The sequence below is a fragment of the Flintibacter sp. genome (genome assembly GCF_046973065.1).
Map to the genome: position 1 here is coordinate 70,517 of NZ_JBKVXZ010000007.1, position 17,032 is coordinate 87,548.

Sequence of the window (17,032 nt, forward strand, 5' to 3'; positions counted from 1 at the left end):
CGCCTCCTTAGTCCACCTGTTCCGCAAGGACAGAGATGGTGAGTTCAAGCTGATAGGGACTGCTGCCCGTCACTTCATCCGCGTCCGCCGTGATGGTCAAGGTATGGGATTGTGTGCTGGACGTTCTCGCGGCAAAGGTGCCGCCGGAGAAGGTATAGGTTTTGCCGTTACTACTTTTACTGCCGCTGCTATTGTCCAATTCCATGGTCACCCCGTCTGGCAGGGCTTGGGACAGCCCCACAACAATGTCATATTCTATGGCCACCTGAGAGGTCTTGCCGCCGTCCCGGTTGCGCACGGTAAAGGTGTAACTCTGACTGGGCGATTCACTTTGGTTGCAATCCAGATCAAATCTTGCGCTGGAGGTACCGCTGACCCTCAGCGCTCCGGCGGCCACTTGGGCGGCATCGGAATCGCTGTCAGCGACGGCATAGCGGGAGAAGCTCAGGCCCGTGGCCAACATAGTGCATACCAGCAGGTAGGCCAGACAGACATGGAGCGGCGGACGATAGGATGCCGCGCGGCCCAGCCATGATTTAAATTCCATTTCCATCCTCCTTCCCGACACGGGAGCTTTGGGGCCGAATATACAAGGCCATCAACAAAATGCCCAACAGCACCAGACACATCAGCCCCAGAGGGGTGCGAAGATAACCCAGCACTCTCCCCGCGCCGGGGAGCCGCCAGACGACCTTTCCCACCACATGCTCCAAAGAAACACGCTCCAGGTCGGAGGTGTTGTTGGCATCCCCCTGGGTTACAAACCCCGCTTCCGTTTTCGCCATGATGCGGTGGGTCACCAGGTTAGACCCACTGGAAAAGGTGATCACATCTCCCGGTGCATAGTCGTCCTGAGCATGGATCAGAATGAGATCATCCACCTCCAGGGCTGGCGACATGCTCCCCGAAGCCACCACCGCTGTTGTGACCCCAAAAACGGTTGGGTGTTCCACCCCAAAGAGCCGCTGGGCAGCGATCAAGTACAGATTACAGACCAGCAGGGCTGCCAGAACCAGGGTCAGAACGATCTGCAGTCCCCGCCAGAGCCCTTTCCACACGCTCATCTTTTTTTCTCCTGCCTGCGGTCCCACAACAGCAGGACCAGCACCACGCCGCTGATCGCCATCAGGGTCAGGTATAGGGTCGGATGGCTGTTATCCCCAGTTTTCGGAACTTCGGGGGGGATATAGGGCTGGTCCGGCTCACCGGGGTCGCCAGGGTCCTCTGGGTCCGGGTTCTCCGGGTCGGGATTCTCCGGGTCGGGATTCTCCGGGTCCGAGTTCTCCGGATCGGGATTTTCCGGATCGGGATTTTCCGGATCGGGGTCCTCCGGGTCCGGGTCGCCAGGGTCCTCATCCTCCATGACCACGATGTACAGCCCCGCCGTCACCTCGTCTGCCTCAACCCAGGCCGCCTCATTCCCCAGGGCGGTGTCCACCTGGTCCCGCTGGTCGCTGTCATAGTAGTTCCACTGCCAGTGGATATCAAAGTCCTGAATCTGCCCGCCGTCCACGGTACCGGTGACCGCCCGGACCACCTGGTCCTGGGTCACTCCATCCGGCAGAGGATATGTATCCGTATTGGTAAACGCCTCATCGTCCAGCAGAGTAGGCTCCACGGGCAGGGCAGTCTCCTCCTTTATACGGTACATGACCGCCACATAGGTGATGGTACGGCTAACACTGTTTTTCAGCCGGACGATGTTGGTGTTTTCCGTACCGGGGGCCACCACCTTCTCGCCATTGTCCGACTGGACATTCTGGTAGTGGTCAGAAAACAGGCTCAGTTCTGCCACACCGGTATCCGGGTCCACACCGGTGGCGCTGTTCCAGGTAAGGGAACCGGTGGTGTAGGTGAGGACGTGGTGGGGGCTTTCGTTGCGGCCGGCATAGGTAAAGCCCATCGCAAAGGGAAACAGCACCACCTGGGTCAAAAACAGGATAAGCACCGCCGGCAGCAGCCAGGGATATGTTCTTGTCCTCATATGGCATCCTCTCCTTGTGCACAGTCAAAATGTGCAGGTCCCGGTCCCGCCGGGGACCGGGACCTGCTGATATCATGTGAGATTGCGCTATGTATGCCAGAATCAGTCGATCTGGGTGACGGTGGTTTTCACGGTAATGCTAACGGTGGGTGCATTGCCATTCGCCGCATTGTTGCCCAGCTTGGTGTCCAGCTCGTCGGACTGATTAGCCACATCACCGGTGGCGTTCTCAAACGGCCACTCCCAGCTGTAGGTGATGTTTTCTCCGATTTCAGTCAAATCGGTGTTCGCCTCTACTTCCTTGGTGGTGGCCTTTTGGATGGCATCTTTGATGGCATTTTCAAAGCTGCCCTCGCCGCCGGCGGTGGACTTGGAATAATCCAGGCCGTTGATGGTCTTATCACCAATATTGAACACCAGCGGACAGTAGAACTCACCACCACCAGCCACATTCCAGCCGGAGAGATCCACATCGGCGGTGGTTTCAATTTTCACTGCCACCTCGGGTTTTCCGGTAATTTTCACGCCGCCGAAGGTGCCTTTGGTACCGGGGGCAACGACTTTTTCCCCGGTACTGGAAATGACGGTATTGCCTTCAACATTGCTCTCTGCATAATCCTTGCCATATGACGTTTTAAATCCGTCGCCGGTGACCGTCACTTCCACGCCCCACTTGGCCACCCGGGCGGTGTCCATCCCCTCGTTTTCCGTGACATACTTGGCGAAGGTGCCGCCCACAAAGCAGGATGTAATCAGGGTCAACACCACCAGCAGTCCGCCGGCCCGCATCCATCTGTTTCGTTTCATGTAAAAGCCTCCTCAAATCATAATCGTTTTGCCCTTAAGAGGGCAGTTCCTCCCGTTGTTCTTTCTCCTCGTTCATACCACGCAGACGTTCCAGCTCAGCCTCCAACTCCGCGGTCCGGCGGTTTTCCCGGTTGGCATACCGCTGCCGCCGGATAATGTCGTAGATGAGAAAGGCCAGCACCGGCACTCCCACAAACAGCAGCATCCCCAGAGGCGTCTGCAAGAACAGGGCGAAGTCACCCACCTTTGGAATCCGCCAGCGGTAGATTCCCACCAGCTGCTCCTCGGTCACCGGGGTGGTATCCTCGGCGTTGTTGGCGTCACCCTTGGTGGTAAACAGGAGATCACCGTCGGTGTTGGTGTCGATAGCGGTGATACGGTGGGTCACAGTAGCGCCGCCGTTCATGTAGGCAATGACGTCCCCCACCTCCAGTTCTTCTGGGGCAGCCCGTCCCACAAAGACCAGATCACCCACCTCAATATGATCCTCAGCCTCGCCGCTCATGGAGCCGGAGAGTACCACCATGGGGGTGAGCCCCAGCACAGAAGGGGGCTTTTCGGGAAATAGGGCGCCCTTGATAATAATGGTCAGGTTGCATACCAGCAAAAAGCCGAATATCACACACAGCGCCACCCCCACTGCCGTCAGCACACGATTGGAGCCGGCTTTACAGGCCTGTTGTGTCTCGCCGTTCATTCTATCCCTCCCTTACGATTTTGGTGAGTTTTCACTCTCTTTGATATCACTATATAAAAAATTTCTTCCAATTTCTATACTTTAGACAAATGTGACGAGCCTGTGATTTTTCTGGCGTTTTGCATATGTTATGATATAATCACAAAAGAGGAACACAGGAGGCTTCTTCATGTATCGAGTACTGTTGGTAGACGATGATCCCCACATTCAGGCCGCCAATGAGGCGTTTCTCAAGCGGCAAGGATACCAGATTTATTTGGCGGAAAACGGCCCCGAGGCGTTGGATATTGCGGCCACAGCCGCGCTGAATGCCGTGGTGCTGGATTTTGATATGCCTGGAATGGATGGAGTGACCGTCTGCCGCCGCCTACGTGAGGTCAGCCAGATACCAGTCATTTTTCTCTCCGCCTATGCTCAGACTGAAGACCGTATTCGGGGGCTGATGGCGGGAGGCGACGACTACCTGGGCAAGCCCTATTCTCTGGTTGAATTAGAACTGCGTCTGCGTCTGCGTATTCAGCGGCATCACCAGATCTCTACCGGTGACATTTTGCGCTTTGGTGAGTTGGAAATCGACTTAGGACTGCGGGAGGTACGTTATCAGGGTGTCCCAGCAGTTTTTACCACTTTGGAATTTGATCTGTTGGCCTTTCTAGCCAAAAATCCGGGTCAGGTTTTCTCTTACGAACAGCTTCATAATGAGGTGTGGCGTGCCCCCATCAACCAGGGCCTACATAACATTCAGGTGTGCATGGCCCGGGTACGGCAGAAGCTGGAGCGGCTGTGCCCGGGGATACATTACATCGAAACTGTGCGTCGAAAGGGCTATCGTTTTTGCTCTCCTCAGAAGCAGGACTAAAAAAGCCGCTTCGGATTGCTCCGAAGCGGCTTCGTAAACGATTATTTTTTCTTACGTGCGATTTTAATCATTACAGCGGCCCCAATTATACAGGCAGCAAAGCCTCCAGCCCCCACTGCGATCTGCACAGGCAATGAAAGTGCCTGGGACACAGCCGATGAACTCTCTGCTTGTCCCCCAACCACATCTGTACCAGGATTCTGAGCGGGGGAGAAAGCCGTAGTCTCTTCATCCCCCGAATCCTCCTCCGGGTTGCTTTCAGAGATCTCTTCTCCGACGGAAGCTGGCCATGTTTCCGGTGACTGCTGGGAGAAAATCGGTTCCTTCGTCTCATCTCCTATCAGATGCTCCGGATGGGCAGCATTCTCTTGATCGGTAGACTCCTGTGATTGCTGTACATCTTGTGTAAGATCTTCACCCTCTGACGGCGTTTGCTCTTGATCAGACGACAGCCACGGCAGGAAAGGAAGCAGCCATTCCGGATACCATGGGACATCCGGGTCTGAGGTCGTCTCATCCGGCTGGTCCCCCTCCGGCAGCTCACTATCCAAATCATCCTCTTCCGGCTGTGTATCGTCTGGTTTAGTCTCCTCGGACTCATCTGTTTCATCCGGTCTGGGAATCGGCTCAGGCTGGCGGTCGGGAGAGCCGGGGGTGGTACTACCGCCCCGGTTTCCGCCGGAATCCTCACCGTCCTCCGGCGGGCTCAGGAAAAAGGCGTCGGAGCGCCAGCAGGTGTATTCTTCCGCCCAGGGGTCCTCGGCCACGACACGAAACAGCCCCTCCATGTCATCAGACACGACAAAGACGCAGGCCTTTCCCTCCGCTTCTATATCAACGATGAAAAAGAAAGCTTCGTCCTCCCAACGGCTCCAGGTCTCCCCACCGTCGGCGGACACCTCGCCCCATACATTGGCATCTTCGGGCAGCTCCGGTACGGTCAGCTGCACCGTGGGGACGGTGCCCCCTTTCCATTCTGCCTCGGTCACCACCAGCGTTCCAGGGGTATACCAGCGCACGGTGATCTCCAAAGGGAGCATGCTGGTCAAAGGCTGGCCCGCCTCATCCAGAAATTTGCCCGCGAGGGCAACCTCCCCATCGGTGCGGCCGTCGTAGCCGCTCAAATCCCAGGCCAGAGGAACATCCACACGCTCCTCATGTCCCTGCATCTGAACATCCGTTTTCATAGAATCAGGCAGCATATCGCCGCTCAATATAGTACCTATTTCCAACCACACATCATCAGGAGCGTCGTAGAGGTTGTTGACCAGAGGCGCGGCCCATTGAACAAGCCCCTCCGTTACTGGCGTGCTTGTCAATTCCACGGAGCCGCCCGTCTCCTGTATGATCATGGGGCCCTGACCCTGAGGTTCCAGAGCCACACAGGTCAGCCGCAGCTGGCCCCCTGCCCTCACTACGATCCGACCTGTGCCGGTGAGCACCGGACTGGCCTCTGTACCGCCGACGGATAAGGTTCCGATATCCAGTTTGCCGCCGGCCTCCACAACGATTTCTCCTGTGAGTTCCACCGTCAGTTCCCCTGGGTAGTAGCCCTCCGGCACGATACTGCCGGCATAGGAGGAAGAAACCGTGGTATAGCTGAGCGTCTCGCCATCTCCAATGATCTGGGTGTCCAGCGTGACCGTGTAGGACTCCGGTTGCGCTTTCTCTGGTGCATCAGGTTCTTCCCGTTGAGGGTCTCCATTAGACGTGGACTCCAGAGCATTCCCTCCTGTTCCCGTATTTCCCACAGGCAGATCTTCGCCATTCAATGGTGGCGCGGAATCCAGGTGGATACCACTCTCCGTCTGATCCCCAGACTCTTGGGCAAGCCCCTGGGGTAACTCCAACGCGGTAACCGGCATACTGATCAAGCAAAATGCAAGCAGACACAAAATTGCGAAGGATCTTTTTATCCATATGTACATCGTCCATTCCTCCTGACCAGGGTGATCTTATGAGAAAACACATCAAAATGCAGGCGCTGATTTTGGCTGTCGTCCTGTTGGTCGGCGCAGTGCTTTATGGATTTTTATATCAAGCAGATAACAAGTACACCTCCGCTCTTCCGGGAGGCTATGGCTACAATGTCCTCCCCAACGATCTGGAGCAGGTATCTTTTCTGGTAGACGGCTGGGAGTACTATCCCGGTCAGCTTCTATCTCCGTCCGATTTTGAGGGCGGCATCCAGCCGGAATATTATACCTATATTGGGAAGCATGCTAACTTTTCTGACTTTCTGGGCAGTCCCTACGGAACGGCAACCTACCGTCTAACACTGGAAAACCCAGGCGAACCGACAGAACTGGCCCTTTATCTCCCAGAGCTGTTATGTGCAGGGCGGATCTATATCAACGGAGTGCTGGTTGGAGAACAGGGCAGCCTGGAACCATATGCGCCTCGGGTCATGGACGGAGTATATGCTTTAGCAGTCGATGGAAGCGCAGAAATCATCATACAATGTGCAAACTATACCCACTACTACTCCGGCATGTACCATCCTCCGGCAGTGGGTACCCTAGGTACCATCTCCAGAATGCTGACGCTGAGGCTGGTAGTCTACGGCTTTTTGTGTTTCACAGCCCTGGCAATCTCGCTGTTCCATCTGGTCCAATGGCTGTTAGGGAAAGATAAGCTTACGCGGTGGATGGGTCTGCTGAGCTTGGCCTTTGCGCTGCGGGTATCCTACCCATTCATCCGGGCGCTGGGCATTCCATCGGTCCGCCCGCTTTATGCACTGGAAGACCTCTGTGGAAACCTGGTACTTTTGTGTGCGGTTTTGCTGGCCGGAGAACTGTCCGGCAGCCGAGAGCACCAGTATCATCGGTATGGTGCAGTCCCTGCCGCCGCAGCACTTTGCCTGTTTACTGTACTGTTTCCTTTGCTTATTTTACCATACGCCCCTGTCTTCATCAACCTATATGAACCTATATGGAAACTTCCTCTTTCTATGGAAAATTGTGGAAGGCCTTTACTTGATTTTTTTGGCGGGGCACGCCCTTTCTCAGGATTGGGCCCTTGGCCGCTATCTTCTGTGTGCCGCAGGGCTATATGGTCTGTCTGTTGCCGCATCAGTCATCACCGCCAACCGCTTTGAGCCTATTTGCGGTGCCTGGCTGGAGGAGTATGGCAGTTATGCTCTGGTCCTTGGTTTTTCTGCTCAGATGGTTCGCCGCGGTGTGCTGCTCACCCGTGAAAACGATCTTTTGACTCAGCATCTTCAGGAGGAAGTGGATCGAAAGACCCAGGGAATCAATGTGCTGCTACGAGAACGCAGAGAACTGCTGGCAAACCTGCTCCATGACCTGAAAAATCCTCTCTCAGCCCTTGTCAGTTATGCTGAACTGGTACGCAGCGGCAATGTGTCTCTGGATTCTGAAACGTCAGAATATCTGAACGCCCTTATGGATCGAGTAGAAGCCGTGGGAGATCGCTTCGATATTCTTCAAGATTTCTCCAGGGGAGAGCGTGGCGTACACCCTTCAGAAGTGATCTGTCTTAACCGCTATCTGCGGGATTTCTACCACTCCAACCTCCCGGATATGGAACTTTCGGGACTGTCCTTCCGGCTTCACTTGCCTATAGAGGATATTCTTATCCAAGGAAAACCAGATCGGCTGCGTGTTGCGCTGGAAAATCTCTGCTACAACGCACTTTTCTTTACTCCGGCAGACGGTACAGTTACCTTGGAACTGGAACAGGAGGAATCTCAAGCAATCATTACTGTGCAGGATACAGGAATAGGCATTGCTGCCGAGGATCTGCCCCACGTATTTGAGCGCGGCTTCACCCATCGAATCGATTGCAGCAGTGACGGTTTGGGGCTATATCTCGTGCGTATCATTGCACTGGAGCACGGAGGCTCTGTGGACGCCACTTCACAAGTTGGAAAGGGAAGCAAATTTATTCTGCGCCTTCCAGCGCTGTAGTATGATTGAGCTTAGCTGTGTCCATAACGGTATTCAACTTTTCTTCTTTTGACAAGCGGCGCTGCTCCGCACCATAAAAATAACCACACCAAACGGTGTGGTTATTTTTACCCTAAGAACTGAAAATCTTCTGTGTTCAAATTTCCGTACACCAGATCTGCCACGGTAATGTGATCAAAATATCCGTTGACCAGATCATAAAACTTCTTCCACATGGCGATGGTCTTACAAGTATCCTGCCTGCTGCACGGCTCCGCGCCGCACTCCAGACAGGCCACCGGGGCAAGGCTTCCCTCCACCAGGCGCAGAATCTCTCCTGCCGTATAGTCCTCCGGCTTTCTGCTCAGGCGATATCCGCCGCCCTTTCCATGAACACCCTCTACCAGGTTGTTTTTTGACAGAGCAGGCATAATTCGCTCCAGATATTTTAACGAGATCCCCTGTCGCTGCGCAACCTCTTTCATGGGAATATAGCCGTCGTCGGCGTGTTCTGCAAGGTCAATCATGACGCGAAGGGCGTATCTGCCTCTTGTTGAAATCATTGCCGTAAAACACCTCGTTTTCTTGTTTCCCATTTTACTGCGGAAGGGGGTGCAATGCAACTGCGTCCGGCATGGAAAAGCAGCCTGCAGAACGCTTACTTCTGCTCCTGGGCAGCCGCCGCTTCATCGGACATTCCGTTTCTTTCGTAGTAGTCCTGCAGTGCCTTTTTGATCGCTTCCTCCGCCAACACCGAGCAGTGGAGCTTGTGGGCGGGCAGCCCATCCAGGGCCTCAGCCACAGCCCGATTGGTCAGCGCCATGGCCTCGGCCACCGGCTTGCCTTTGATCATCTCCGTGGCCATGGAGCTGGATGCAATGGCGCTGCCGCAGCCGAAGGTCTCAAACTTCACGTCGGAGATGATTCCCTCATTGATCTTCAGATAGATCTTCATAATATCGCCGCACTGGACGTTGCCGACCTCGCCGACTCCGTCCGCGTCTTCAATCACTCCTACATTCCGCGGATTGCGGAAGTGGTCCATCACAGTTTCGCTGTAAAGAGCCATAACATACACCTCACTTAAATCACAAACTGTCTCACGCCGTTCTCCAGGTCTCTCCAGACAGGGGACATCCCCCGCAGCTGGGCCACTACCTGGGTAACCGCATCAATGGTATACCGAACTTCTTCCTCGGTGGTCGCTTCGGAGAGAGTCAGCCGCAGCGAGCCATGGGCGATATCATGGGGTCTCCCAATGGCCAGCAGCACATGGCTGGGGTCCAGAGATCCGGACGTACAGGCCGAACCGGAGGATGCACAGATGCCCTTATCATCCAAAAGCAGCAGAAGGGCCTCTCCTTCAATTCCCTCAAAACAGAAATGTACATTTCCAGGCAGTCTTCTCTGGGCATCGCCGTTCAAGACAGAGTGGGGGATCTGTCCAAGGCCCTGGATCAGCTGATCCCGCAGAGCGGTCATCCTGACCCGGTTGGCCTCCATGTTCCTGCAGGCCTCCTCCAGGGCCGCGGCCATTCCCACGATGCCAGGGATATTCTCCGTGCCCGCACGCTTGCCCCGCTCCTGCGCGCCGCCCTCAATGAGGGTTGTAAGAGGAACGCCTTTTCTGGCATACAGGACGCCCACACCCTTGGGTCCGTGGAACTTGTGGGCCGACAGCGAGAGCAGGTCAATGTTCTGCTTCTGCACGTCAATGGCAAGATGGCCCGCTGCCTGTACCGCGTCTGTGTGGAACAGGACTCCTTTTTCCCGGCAAATCTTCCCGATCTCCCCCACCGGCTGGATGGTCCCGATCTCGTTATTGGCATACATCACGGTAACCAGGCAGGTATCGGGCCGAATGGCCGCCTCAACCTCCTGGGGCCGTACGAGACCGTCTTCGTGTACATCCAGAAGCGTGATCTCAAAGCCCTCCTTTTCCAGCTTGGCCAGTGTGTGAAGCACGGCATGGTGCTCAAAGGCGGTGGAAATGATGTGCCGCTTTCCATTTCTTGCCCCGATCTGGGCAGCGGAACGGATCGCCTGATTGTCTGCTTCGCTGCCTCCGGAAGTGAAGGTGATTTCTCTGACTTGGCAGTGAAGCAGCGCGGCAATTTTCTCCCGGGCCTCTGTCAGCGCCTCATTGGCTCTCTGGCCAAAGGAATGGAGACTGGAGGGGTTGCCATATTCCTGGCTAAAATAGGGCAGCATGGCCTGCAGCGCGGTCTCGCTCACGCTTGTGGTCGCTGCATTATCAAGATAAATCTGCATGGTGTTCTCCTTTGCGTCCTGAATAGACGCCACATCTCAGTTACTCTTGTCTTGGAAGTAAAACTCCGGCAGCCGCATCCCGCAGCTGCCGGAGTAGTTCTGTTACTCTGCAAACAGCGGGGTGGACAGATACCGGTCTCCGGTGTCCGGCAGCAGGACAACGATGGTTTTCCCTTCGTTTTCCTTCCGCTTTGCTACTTCTATGGCGGCCCAAACCGCAGCGCCGGAGGATATACCCACAAGGATCCCCTCCTGCTTGCCGATGAGATTTCCCGCGGCAAACGCATGTTCATTTTCCACGGGAATGATCTCGTCATAGATCTTGGTGTTGAGCACGTCGGGAACAAATCCCGCGCCGATACCCTGGATCTTATGGGCTCCCGCAGTACCCGTGGACAACACCGGGGAAGCGGCAGGCTCCACCGCAACGATTTGAACCTCCGGCTTCTGGGCCTTGAGGTATTCCCCCACGCCAGTAATGGTGCCGCCGGTTCCTACACCGGCAACAAAAATATCCACCTGTCCATCGGTATCTCTGAAAATCTCAGGTCCGGTACTCTCCCGGTGCGCCTGAGGGTTGGCTGGATTGACAAACTGCCCCGGAAGAAAGCTGTTGGGGATCTCCGCAGCCAGCTCCTCTGCCTTTGCAATGGCGCCTTTCATCCCTTTTGCCCCTTCTGTCAGCACCAGCTCGGCCCCGTAAGCTTTCATAAGCTGGCGGCGCTCCACAGACATGGTCTCCGGCATGACCAGGATGACCCGATAGCCTTTGGCCGCCGCCACAGAGGCAAGGCCAATACCTGTGTTTCCGGAGGTGGGCTCAATGATGACAGAGCCGGGCTTAAGCCGCCCTGAGCGCTCTGCATCGTCAATCATTGCCTTTGCAATGCGGTCCTTGACAGAACCGGCGGGATTCAAGTATTCCAGCTTTGCCAGAATACGGGCTTTCAGTCCAAACGCTTCTTCTATGTGTGTCAGCTCCAAAAGCGGAGTGTTTCCAATCAACTGGTCTGCGGATGTATAAATACGGCTCATGGGTCATTCCTCCTTAACGGCATCAAAGCCGCGCTGCAAATCTGCCAGAATGTCGTCGATATGCTCGGTGCCGATGGACAGCCGAATCGTATTGGGCTTGATCTTCTGATCGGCCAGCTCCTCCTGCGTCAGCTGGCTGTGGGTGGTGGTCGCCGGATGGATGACCAGACTCTTCACATCGGCAACGTTGGCAAGGAGAGAGAAAATCTGCAGGCTGTCAATAAACTGATGGGCCTGCTTCTCTCGGCCCCGGATGTCAAAGGTAAAGATGGAGGCACCGCCGTTGGGGAAGTACTGCTCATAGAGCTCATGGTCTGGGTGCTCCGGCAAAGAGGGGTGGCTGACCTGCTCTACCTGGGGATGGTTAGCCAAAAATTCCACCACCTTCTTGGTATTCTCTACATGGCGCTCTATGCGCAGAGAGAGGGTCTCCACGCCCTGCAGCAGCAGGAAGGCGGCAAAGGGAGAAATGCAGGCGCCGGTATCCCGCAGCAGAACCGCCCGGACATAGGTGACGAACGCCGCCTTTCCAGCCGCCTGGACAAAGGACACTCCGTGATAGCTGGGATTTGGTTCGGCAATGGCAGGATACTTGCCCGAGGCCGCCCAGTCGAAGGTCCCGGCATCTACGATGATGCCGCCCAGCGTGGTTCCGTGTCCGCCGAGGAACTTGGTTGCGGAGTGAACAACCAGATCCGCGCCGTGCTCAATGGGCCGGATCAGGTAAGGTGTACCAAAGGTATTATCCACCACCAGAGGCAGGCCGTGGCGGTGTGCCAATTCAGCCAGCGCATCGATGTCGGGAACATCGCTGTTGGGATTTCCCAGGGTTTCAATATAGATGGCCCGGGTGTTTGGCTCAATAGCGCGCTCCACCTCGTCCAGGTCGTGGATATCCACAAAGCTGGCGGTGATGCCGAAATTGGGCAGCGTATGAGCCAGCAGATTATAGCTGCCTCCGTAGATGGTCTTCTGCGCCACGATGTGCCCCCCATTCAATGCCAGGGCCTCAATCGTATAGGTAATAGCGGCTGCGCCGGAGGACAGCGCCAGGGCGGCTACACCGCCCTCCAAGGCCGCGATCCGCTTCTCCAACACATCTTGGGTGGAGTTTGTCAGTCGGCTATAGATGTTTCCGCCTTCCTCCAGGTTAAACCGGGCCGCGGCATGGGCGCAGTCCTGAAACACATACGACGCAGTGGCATAAATAGGGACCGCCCGGGCGTCCGTCGCAGGGTCGGGAGTCTCCTGTCCCACATGCAGCTGGAGCGTCTCAAATCTGTAATTGTTCATTGTCATCCATTCCTTTCGTTTTGTGTAGTCGGTGTTCACTTATTCATCAACACAGACACATTCGCCCAAAACGAAAGTTGGCTCTGACCAGCGTCTCAAAAAAATGCCCCATGGTGTTCCCTGCCTTCTCTTGTAGGCCAGAAGAGGCACCCTGTCATTGGGTCCCTTATTTGCCTACTATTTAGGTCGGTATAATCATATCCATATTTACCTACTATGTCAATAGGTAAAATAAATTTATTTCTCCTTAAGCTCTTGAACCTATTCCTAGCTTTACATCAGAAGTGCCGGACTACGATCTCCTCTTTTCTTTTTTCCAGAACGGAAAAAAGGAAGATGCGACTGCATCGCATCTTCCTTCTTCTCAAAAACAATGATTGGAGGAGGTCGCCCGCCGAACCGCCGCGATCCCGGCCTTCTGGCCGGCGGCGCAGATGCGCCGTACAAGCGTTTTGGCCTTTGTCCAAAACCTTGGCGCAGGCAGAATTCACTTCTGCCGAGCACTGTAATCGCCGGAGGGTGAAGGCGGCAAAGCCGCCGAAACCCAAAACAAAAAGCAGTTGCTTTCGCAACTGCTTTTTGTTTTGGTGGAGACAACACAACTAAAATCTGCGACCTGACCCGTTGGAGGCGGTCGCCCGCCGAACGGTCAAGAATAGCAAAAGAACCACACCTTTTGGTGTGGTTCCTCGCATGGTGGAGACAACAGAACTCGAATCTGTGACCTTCCGCGTGTGAGGCGGACGCTCTACCGGCTGAGCTATGCCTCCATATTGAACGGCTGAAAATTGGTGGTGACCCGGACGGGACTCGAACCCGTGTTGCCGCCGTGAAAGGGCGGAGTCTTAACCGCTTGACCACCGGGCCGTTGCTATATGGGAACGGACAATGTCCGAACTTTATGAATGGTAGCGGCACCTGGATTCGAACCGGGGACAACTCGGGTATGAACCGAGTGCTCTAGCCAACTGAGCTATGCCGCCGTGATTTGCTGTCCTCTCGAACAGGACAAGTGAGAGTATACCCGATTTCTCTCTGGTTGTCAACGGTTTTTTCAAAATTTCTTCAAAAAATTTTTCGCGTCAAACCGCCCCATCATGGCCGAAAAAACACCCGCACTCCCCTCTTTCCCAACCAGGAAAGAGGGGACTTGCGCGGCGAGAAATGAAACCTGAATCAGCCGGGCTGCTTGCTGAAATTCTTGCGGTGGTTGATCATGATTTCGGAAAACAGCTGTCCGGTGGTAGGCGGCGTATATGTAATCGCATTGGCTCCCGCCTGAATGGTACGCAGGATATCCTCCTCCTTGGGACCGCCGGTAGCAATAATAGGCACATCCGGGAATTCAGCCCGGATCTTGGCTACGATCTCCGGTGTCTTGGCCGCGCCGGATACGTTGAGGATATCCGCTCCTGCCGCCAAGCGGCCGGCAATATCCATATCGCCCGAGACAATGGTGGTGATGACCGGGATATCCACCACCTGCTTCATCTTTGCAATGGTCTCGTTTGTAATGGGCGCGTTGACTACCACGCCGGAAGCGCCCTGATGCTCAGAGTACTCCGCCAGACGCACCGAGCGGTCTCCGTTGGTCATACCGCCGCCCACTCCCACAAACACAGGCACCTCAGAGACACTGATGATGGCCTGGGTGATGGAGGGCTGGGGCGTAAAGGGATAAACCGCAATAATGGCATCCGCATTTACATTTTTGATAATGGCTACATCGGTAGAAAAAACCAGAGATTTAATCCGCCGCCCAAAAATACGGATCCCACTGCACTCGGAAATGCACTTGGGAACCGTAAGCAGATGGCTGCGGAGAGTACCACTATACTCCGGTATTGTTTTCATAGACATTCGCTCCTTCTCGTGACATGTTCGATAACCGTTTCTGTTTCTTTTCGCAAACCGCTTTGTGCATATTATACCACACCTTCTCGTCGTGTTGTAGAAGCATTTGTAAATTTTTTGTTAGCCATGCGGTTTCTTGATATAAAAAAGGCGCAGGCAAAGCCTGCGCCTTGAAGCAAGAGAATTATTTGAAATACTCCGCACCGGACTCGAAGAGAGGCTGGTGCTTCTCGCCGGGGATGTTCTTGCCCACCAGGGAACCGCGGCGCTCCAGATGGCCCATCTTACCAAAGACACGGCCGTCGGGAGAGAAGATGCCCTCAATGGCCTCCAGAGAGCCGTTGGGGTTGACGTCGATATCCATAGAGGGATTGCCCTCCAGATCCACGTACTGGGTGGCCACCTGGCCGCCCGCAATGAGCTGCTCCAGCACGCTCTGAGGCGCCACAAAGCGGCCCTCGCCGTGGGAGATGGGGATGGTGTGCAGGTCGCCCACGTTGGACTTGATCATCCAGGGAGAGTTGACGCTGGCCACGCGAGTGGTGACATAGCGGCTCTGGTGGCGGCCGATCAGGTTATAGGTCAGGGTGGGGCAGCTGTCATCCATCTCGCTGATCTCGCCGAAGGGCACCAGGCCCAGCTTCACCAGCGCCTGGAAGCCGTTGCAGATGCCCAGCATCAGGCCGTCCCGGTTCTTCAGCAGGTCGTGGATGGCGTCGGTGAGGGCGGGAGAGCGCAGGAAGGAGGCAATGAACTTGCCGGAGCCCTCGGGCTCGTCGCCGCCGGAGAAGCCGCCGGGCAGCACCACCATCTGGGCGGACCGGATGGCCTGCTCCAGGGCCTGAGCAGACTCAGACAGCAGGCTGGTGGACAGGTTGCGCACCACAACGATCTCCGGATCGATGCCCGCCCGCAGGCAGGCCTTAGCGGTATCGTACTCACAGTTGGTGCCGGGGAATACGGGGATGACCGCCTTGGGACGGGCCACCTTGTGTTTGCACACGGCGATGGACCGCTTGTCCCAGGAGATGGCCTTCACCTCTTCGGAGGAACCCGCCTTGGTGGGGTAGACGCTCTCCAGCACGCCGTCGTTGAGCTTGAGCAGCTCGTCAATGGACACGGCCTCGCCGGGCAGGGCCACGAAGGGAACCTCATTGGTCTCACCGATGCGGACGGCGCAGGGATCGTTAATGTCCTCAGACAGCTCAGCCACAATGGCGCCGGTCATGGGAACGTACCAATCCACGTTCTCCATACCCGCCTGGAAGCCGATCCGGTTGCCGAAGGACATCTTCATCACAGCTTCAGCCAGGCCGTTCTCCACCGCCCAGGCGGCCTTCACCTTGCCAGCCTCACACAGGGCGTGGAAGGCTTCCCAGGCGCTCTTGGTATCCTCGGAGCGGAACAGGTACACCGGGTGATCGGCGGCCTTGAACTCAGGAGAGAGAACCTGCTGACCCTGGATAGGAGCGATGGCAAAGGAGATGAGGGTGGGGGGCACATCCTTGTCCAGGAAGGAACCGGACATGGAGTCCTTACCGCCGATGGCGGCGGCACCCAGCTCCAGCTGGGCATCCAGAGCACCCAGCAGGGCGGAGAAGGGCTTGCCCCAGCGCTGAGGCTCGTTGCGCAGCTTCTCAAAGAACTCCTGGAGGGTGAGATAGGCCTTCTTGTAGTCAGCGCCGGCGGCCACGATTTTGGCCATGGAGGTATAGACTGCGCTGTGGGCGCCCGCATAGGGATCCACAGACAGCTGATCGGGATCACAGCCCCAGGCCATCACGCTGGCCTGGTCGGTCTCCTGATTGGGCTCCACAGGGAACAGGGCGGCCATGGCCTGAGCAGGGGTGCGCTGAGTCTTACCGCCGAAGGGCATCAGGACAGAGCCCGCGCCGATGGAACCATCAAAGCGCTCGGTAAGACCGCGGCGGGAGGCACTCTTCAGGCTGGCAGCCAGTTCCTTCAGGGAGTGGACGGAGGACTGGGCCAGAGCGGTACGGTCCTTCTTCTCCACACAGAGGTTGGCGTGCTTGACCGCGCCGTTGGTGTTCAGGAACTCACGGGACAGATCGGCGATCTTCTGGCCCTTCCAGTGCATAACCATCCGGGGGCTCTCGGTGACCACGGCCACCTGATAGGCCTCCAGGTTCTCGCTCTGGGCGGCGGCGATGAACTTCTCCGCATCCTCAGGGGCGACAACCACCGCCATACGCTCCTGACTCTCAGAGATGGCCAGCTCGGTGCCGTCCAGGCCCTCATACTTCTTGCGCACGGCGTCTAGGTCGATCTCCAGGCCGTCGGCCAGCTCGCCGATGGCCACGGAC

At 56.1% G+C, this 17,032-nt stretch carries 17 protein-coding genes and 3 tRNA genes; 3 read left to right on the forward strand and 17 right to left on the reverse strand.

Annotated features, from left to right (window positions below; all coding sequences use genetic code 11):
- Positions 1-7 precede the first annotated feature (7 nt).
- The 5 genes from ACLTXB_RS04685 to ACLTXB_RS04705 all read right to left on the reverse strand — a co-directional run bounded on the left by ACLTXB_RS04685 (position 8) and on the right by ACLTXB_RS04705 (position 3,488).
- Positions 8-547 (reverse strand): hypothetical protein, encoded by a 540-nt coding sequence (locus tag ACLTXB_RS04685; protein WP_110441302.1) that lies wholly within the window; start codon positions 545-547, stop codon positions 8-10.
- Positions 537-1,064: a signal peptidase I gene (locus ACLTXB_RS04690; protein WP_428226197.1), complete on the reverse strand. Its 528-nt coding sequence runs from the start codon at positions 1,062-1,064 to the stop codon at positions 537-539. The genes ACLTXB_RS04685 and ACLTXB_RS04690 overlap by 11 nt, the downstream gene beginning before the upstream one ends.
- Positions 1,061-1,984, reverse strand: a complete 924-nt coding sequence (locus ACLTXB_RS04695) for a sortase B protein-sorting domain-containing protein (RefSeq protein ID WP_428226198.1) — start codon at positions 1,982-1,984, stop codon at positions 1,061-1,063. The genes ACLTXB_RS04690 and ACLTXB_RS04695 overlap by 4 nt, the downstream gene beginning before the upstream one ends.
- A gap of 102 nt (positions 1,985-2,086) precedes the next feature.
- Entirely contained in the window at positions 2,087-2,791 is a 705-nt protein-coding gene (locus tag ACLTXB_RS04700; protein WP_110441305.1) for a hypothetical protein, read from the reverse strand.
- Between the two features lie 34 nt (positions 2,792-2,825).
- Positions 2,826-3,488, reverse strand: coding sequence for a signal peptidase I (locus ACLTXB_RS04705; protein WP_428226199.1), 663 nt, complete (start codon positions 3,486-3,488; stop codon positions 2,826-2,828).
- A 169-nt stretch (positions 3,489-3,657) separates the two neighbouring features.
- Here ACLTXB_RS04705 and ACLTXB_RS04710 point away from each other — a divergent pair, with 169 nt between their 5' ends.
- The gene (locus ACLTXB_RS04710) at positions 3,658-4,347 is read left to right on the forward strand and encodes a response regulator transcription factor (RefSeq protein ID WP_428226200.1); all 690 of its coding nucleotides are present in this window, start codon (positions 3,658-3,660) and stop codon (positions 4,345-4,347) included.
- A 41-nt stretch (positions 4,348-4,388) separates the two neighbouring features.
- On the opposite strand, the gene ACLTXB_RS04715 is transcribed toward ACLTXB_RS04710, so the two are convergent.
- Complete coding sequence (locus ACLTXB_RS04715) at positions 4,389-6,098, reverse strand: hypothetical protein (protein ID WP_428226201.1); 1,710 nt, start codon at positions 6,096-6,098, stop codon at positions 4,389-4,391.
- A 206-nt stretch (positions 6,099-6,304) separates the two neighbouring features.
- Here ACLTXB_RS04715 and ACLTXB_RS04720 point away from each other — a divergent pair, with 206 nt between their 5' ends.
- Positions 6,305-7,444 carry a hypothetical protein gene (locus tag ACLTXB_RS04720; RefSeq protein ID WP_428226202.1) on the forward strand — a complete coding sequence of 380 codons (1,140 nt, stop codon included), beginning with the start codon at positions 6,305-6,307 and terminating at the stop codon, positions 7,442-7,444.
- A complete protein-coding gene (locus ACLTXB_RS04725; protein ID WP_428226209.1) occupies positions 7,326-8,276 on the forward strand; it encodes a sensor histidine kinase in 951 nt (316 codons plus the stop codon). The genes ACLTXB_RS04720 and ACLTXB_RS04725 overlap by 119 nt, the downstream gene beginning before the upstream one ends.
- A gap of 107 nt (positions 8,277-8,383) precedes the next feature.
- Here the strand turns inward: ACLTXB_RS04725 and ACLTXB_RS04730 are convergent, their stop codons facing one another.
- From ACLTXB_RS04730 to ACLTXB_RS04780, 11 genes are all read right to left on the reverse strand, one after another.
- Positions 8,384-8,818, reverse strand: a complete 435-nt coding sequence (locus ACLTXB_RS04730; protein ID WP_110441310.1) for an RrF2 family transcriptional regulator — start codon at positions 8,816-8,818, stop codon at positions 8,384-8,386.
- Positions 8,819-8,913: 95 nt separating this feature from the next.
- Positions 8,914-9,324 (reverse strand): Fe-S cluster assembly scaffold protein NifU, encoded by a 411-nt coding sequence (gene nifU, locus ACLTXB_RS04735; RefSeq protein WP_428226203.1) that lies wholly within the window; start codon positions 9,322-9,324, stop codon positions 8,914-8,916.
- Positions 9,325-9,338: 14 nt separating this feature from the next.
- Positions 9,339-10,526, reverse strand: coding sequence for a cysteine desulfurase NifS (nifS, locus tag ACLTXB_RS04740; RefSeq protein WP_428226204.1), 1,188 nt, complete (start codon positions 10,524-10,526; stop codon positions 9,339-9,341).
- Between the two features lie 102 nt (positions 10,527-10,628).
- Complete coding sequence (gene cysK, locus ACLTXB_RS04745) at positions 10,629-11,561, reverse strand: cysteine synthase A (protein WP_428226205.1); 933 nt, start codon at positions 11,559-11,561, stop codon at positions 10,629-10,631.
- 3 nt (positions 11,562-11,564) lie between these two features.
- Positions 11,565-12,854 carry an O-acetylhomoserine aminocarboxypropyltransferase/cysteine synthase family protein gene (locus ACLTXB_RS04750; RefSeq protein ID WP_428226206.1) on the reverse strand — a complete coding sequence of 430 codons (1,290 nt, stop codon included), beginning with the start codon at positions 12,852-12,854 and terminating at the stop codon, positions 11,565-11,567.
- Positions 12,855-13,132: 278 nt separating this feature from the next.
- Complete coding sequence (locus ACLTXB_RS04755) at positions 13,133-13,426, reverse strand: hypothetical protein (protein ID WP_428226207.1); 294 nt, start codon at positions 13,424-13,426, stop codon at positions 13,133-13,135.
- A 122-nt stretch (positions 13,427-13,548) separates the two neighbouring features.
- Positions 13,549-13,624, reverse strand: a tRNA-Val gene (locus ACLTXB_RS04760).
- A 22-nt stretch (positions 13,625-13,646) separates the two neighbouring features.
- Positions 13,647-13,721: transfer RNA gene (locus tag ACLTXB_RS04765), tRNA-Glu, on the reverse strand.
- 39 nt (positions 13,722-13,760) lie between these two features.
- Positions 13,761-13,837, reverse strand: a tRNA-Met gene (locus tag ACLTXB_RS04770).
- 193 nt (positions 13,838-14,030) lie between these two features.
- A complete protein-coding gene (locus ACLTXB_RS04775) occupies positions 14,031-14,714 on the reverse strand; it encodes a hydrolase (RefSeq protein ID WP_008982805.1) in 684 nt (227 codons plus the stop codon).
- Positions 14,715-14,892: 178 nt separating this feature from the next.
- The coding region (locus ACLTXB_RS04780; protein WP_428226208.1) for a phosphoribosylformylglycinamidine synthase subunit PurQ at positions 14,893-17,032 on the reverse strand (2,140 nt) is incomplete at its 5' end.

Coding starts and splice junctions, on each gene's coding strand:
- ACLTXB_RS04685 (WP_110441302.1), bottom strand. CDS start 547: ATGGAATTTAAATCATGGCTGGGCCGCGCGGCATCCTATCGTCCGCCG.
- ACLTXB_RS04690 (WP_428226197.1), bottom strand. CDS start 1,064: ATGAGCGTGTGGAAAGGGCTCTGGCGGGGACTGCAGATCGTTCTGACC.
- ACLTXB_RS04695 (WP_428226198.1), bottom strand. CDS start 1,984: ATGAGGACAAGAACATATCCCTGGCTGCTGCCGGCGGTGCTTATCCTG.
- ACLTXB_RS04700 (WP_110441305.1), bottom strand. CDS start 2,791: ATGAAACGAAACAGATGGATGCGGGCCGGCGGACTGCTGGTGGTGTTG.
- ACLTXB_RS04705 (WP_428226199.1), bottom strand. CDS start 3,488: ATGAACGGCGAGACACAACAGGCCTGTAAAGCCGGCTCCAATCGTGTG.
- ACLTXB_RS04710 (WP_428226200.1), top strand. CDS start 3,658: ATGTATCGAGTACTGTTGGTAGACGATGATCCCCACATTCAGGCCGCC.
- ACLTXB_RS04720 (WP_428226202.1), top strand. CDS start 6,305: ATGAGAAAACACATCAAAATGCAGGCGCTGATTTTGGCTGTCGTCCTG.
- ACLTXB_RS04730 (WP_110441310.1), bottom strand. CDS start 8,818: ATGATTTCAACAAGAGGCAGATACGCCCTTCGCGTCATGATTGACCTT.
- nifU (WP_428226203.1), bottom strand. CDS start 9,324: ATGGCTCTTTACAGCGAAACTGTGATGGACCACTTCCGCAATCCGCGG.
- nifS (WP_428226204.1), bottom strand. CDS start 10,526: ATGCAGATTTATCTTGATAATGCAGCGACCACAAGCGTGAGCGAGACC.
- cysK (WP_428226205.1), bottom strand. CDS start 11,561: ATGAGCCGTATTTATACATCCGCAGACCAGTTGATTGGAAACACTCCG.
- ACLTXB_RS04750 (WP_428226206.1), bottom strand. CDS start 12,854: ATGAACAATTACAGATTTGAGACGCTCCAGCTGCATGTGGGACAGGAG.
- ACLTXB_RS04775 (WP_008982805.1), bottom strand. CDS start 14,714: ATGTCTATGAAAACAATACCGGAGTATAGTGGTACTCTCCGCAGCCAT.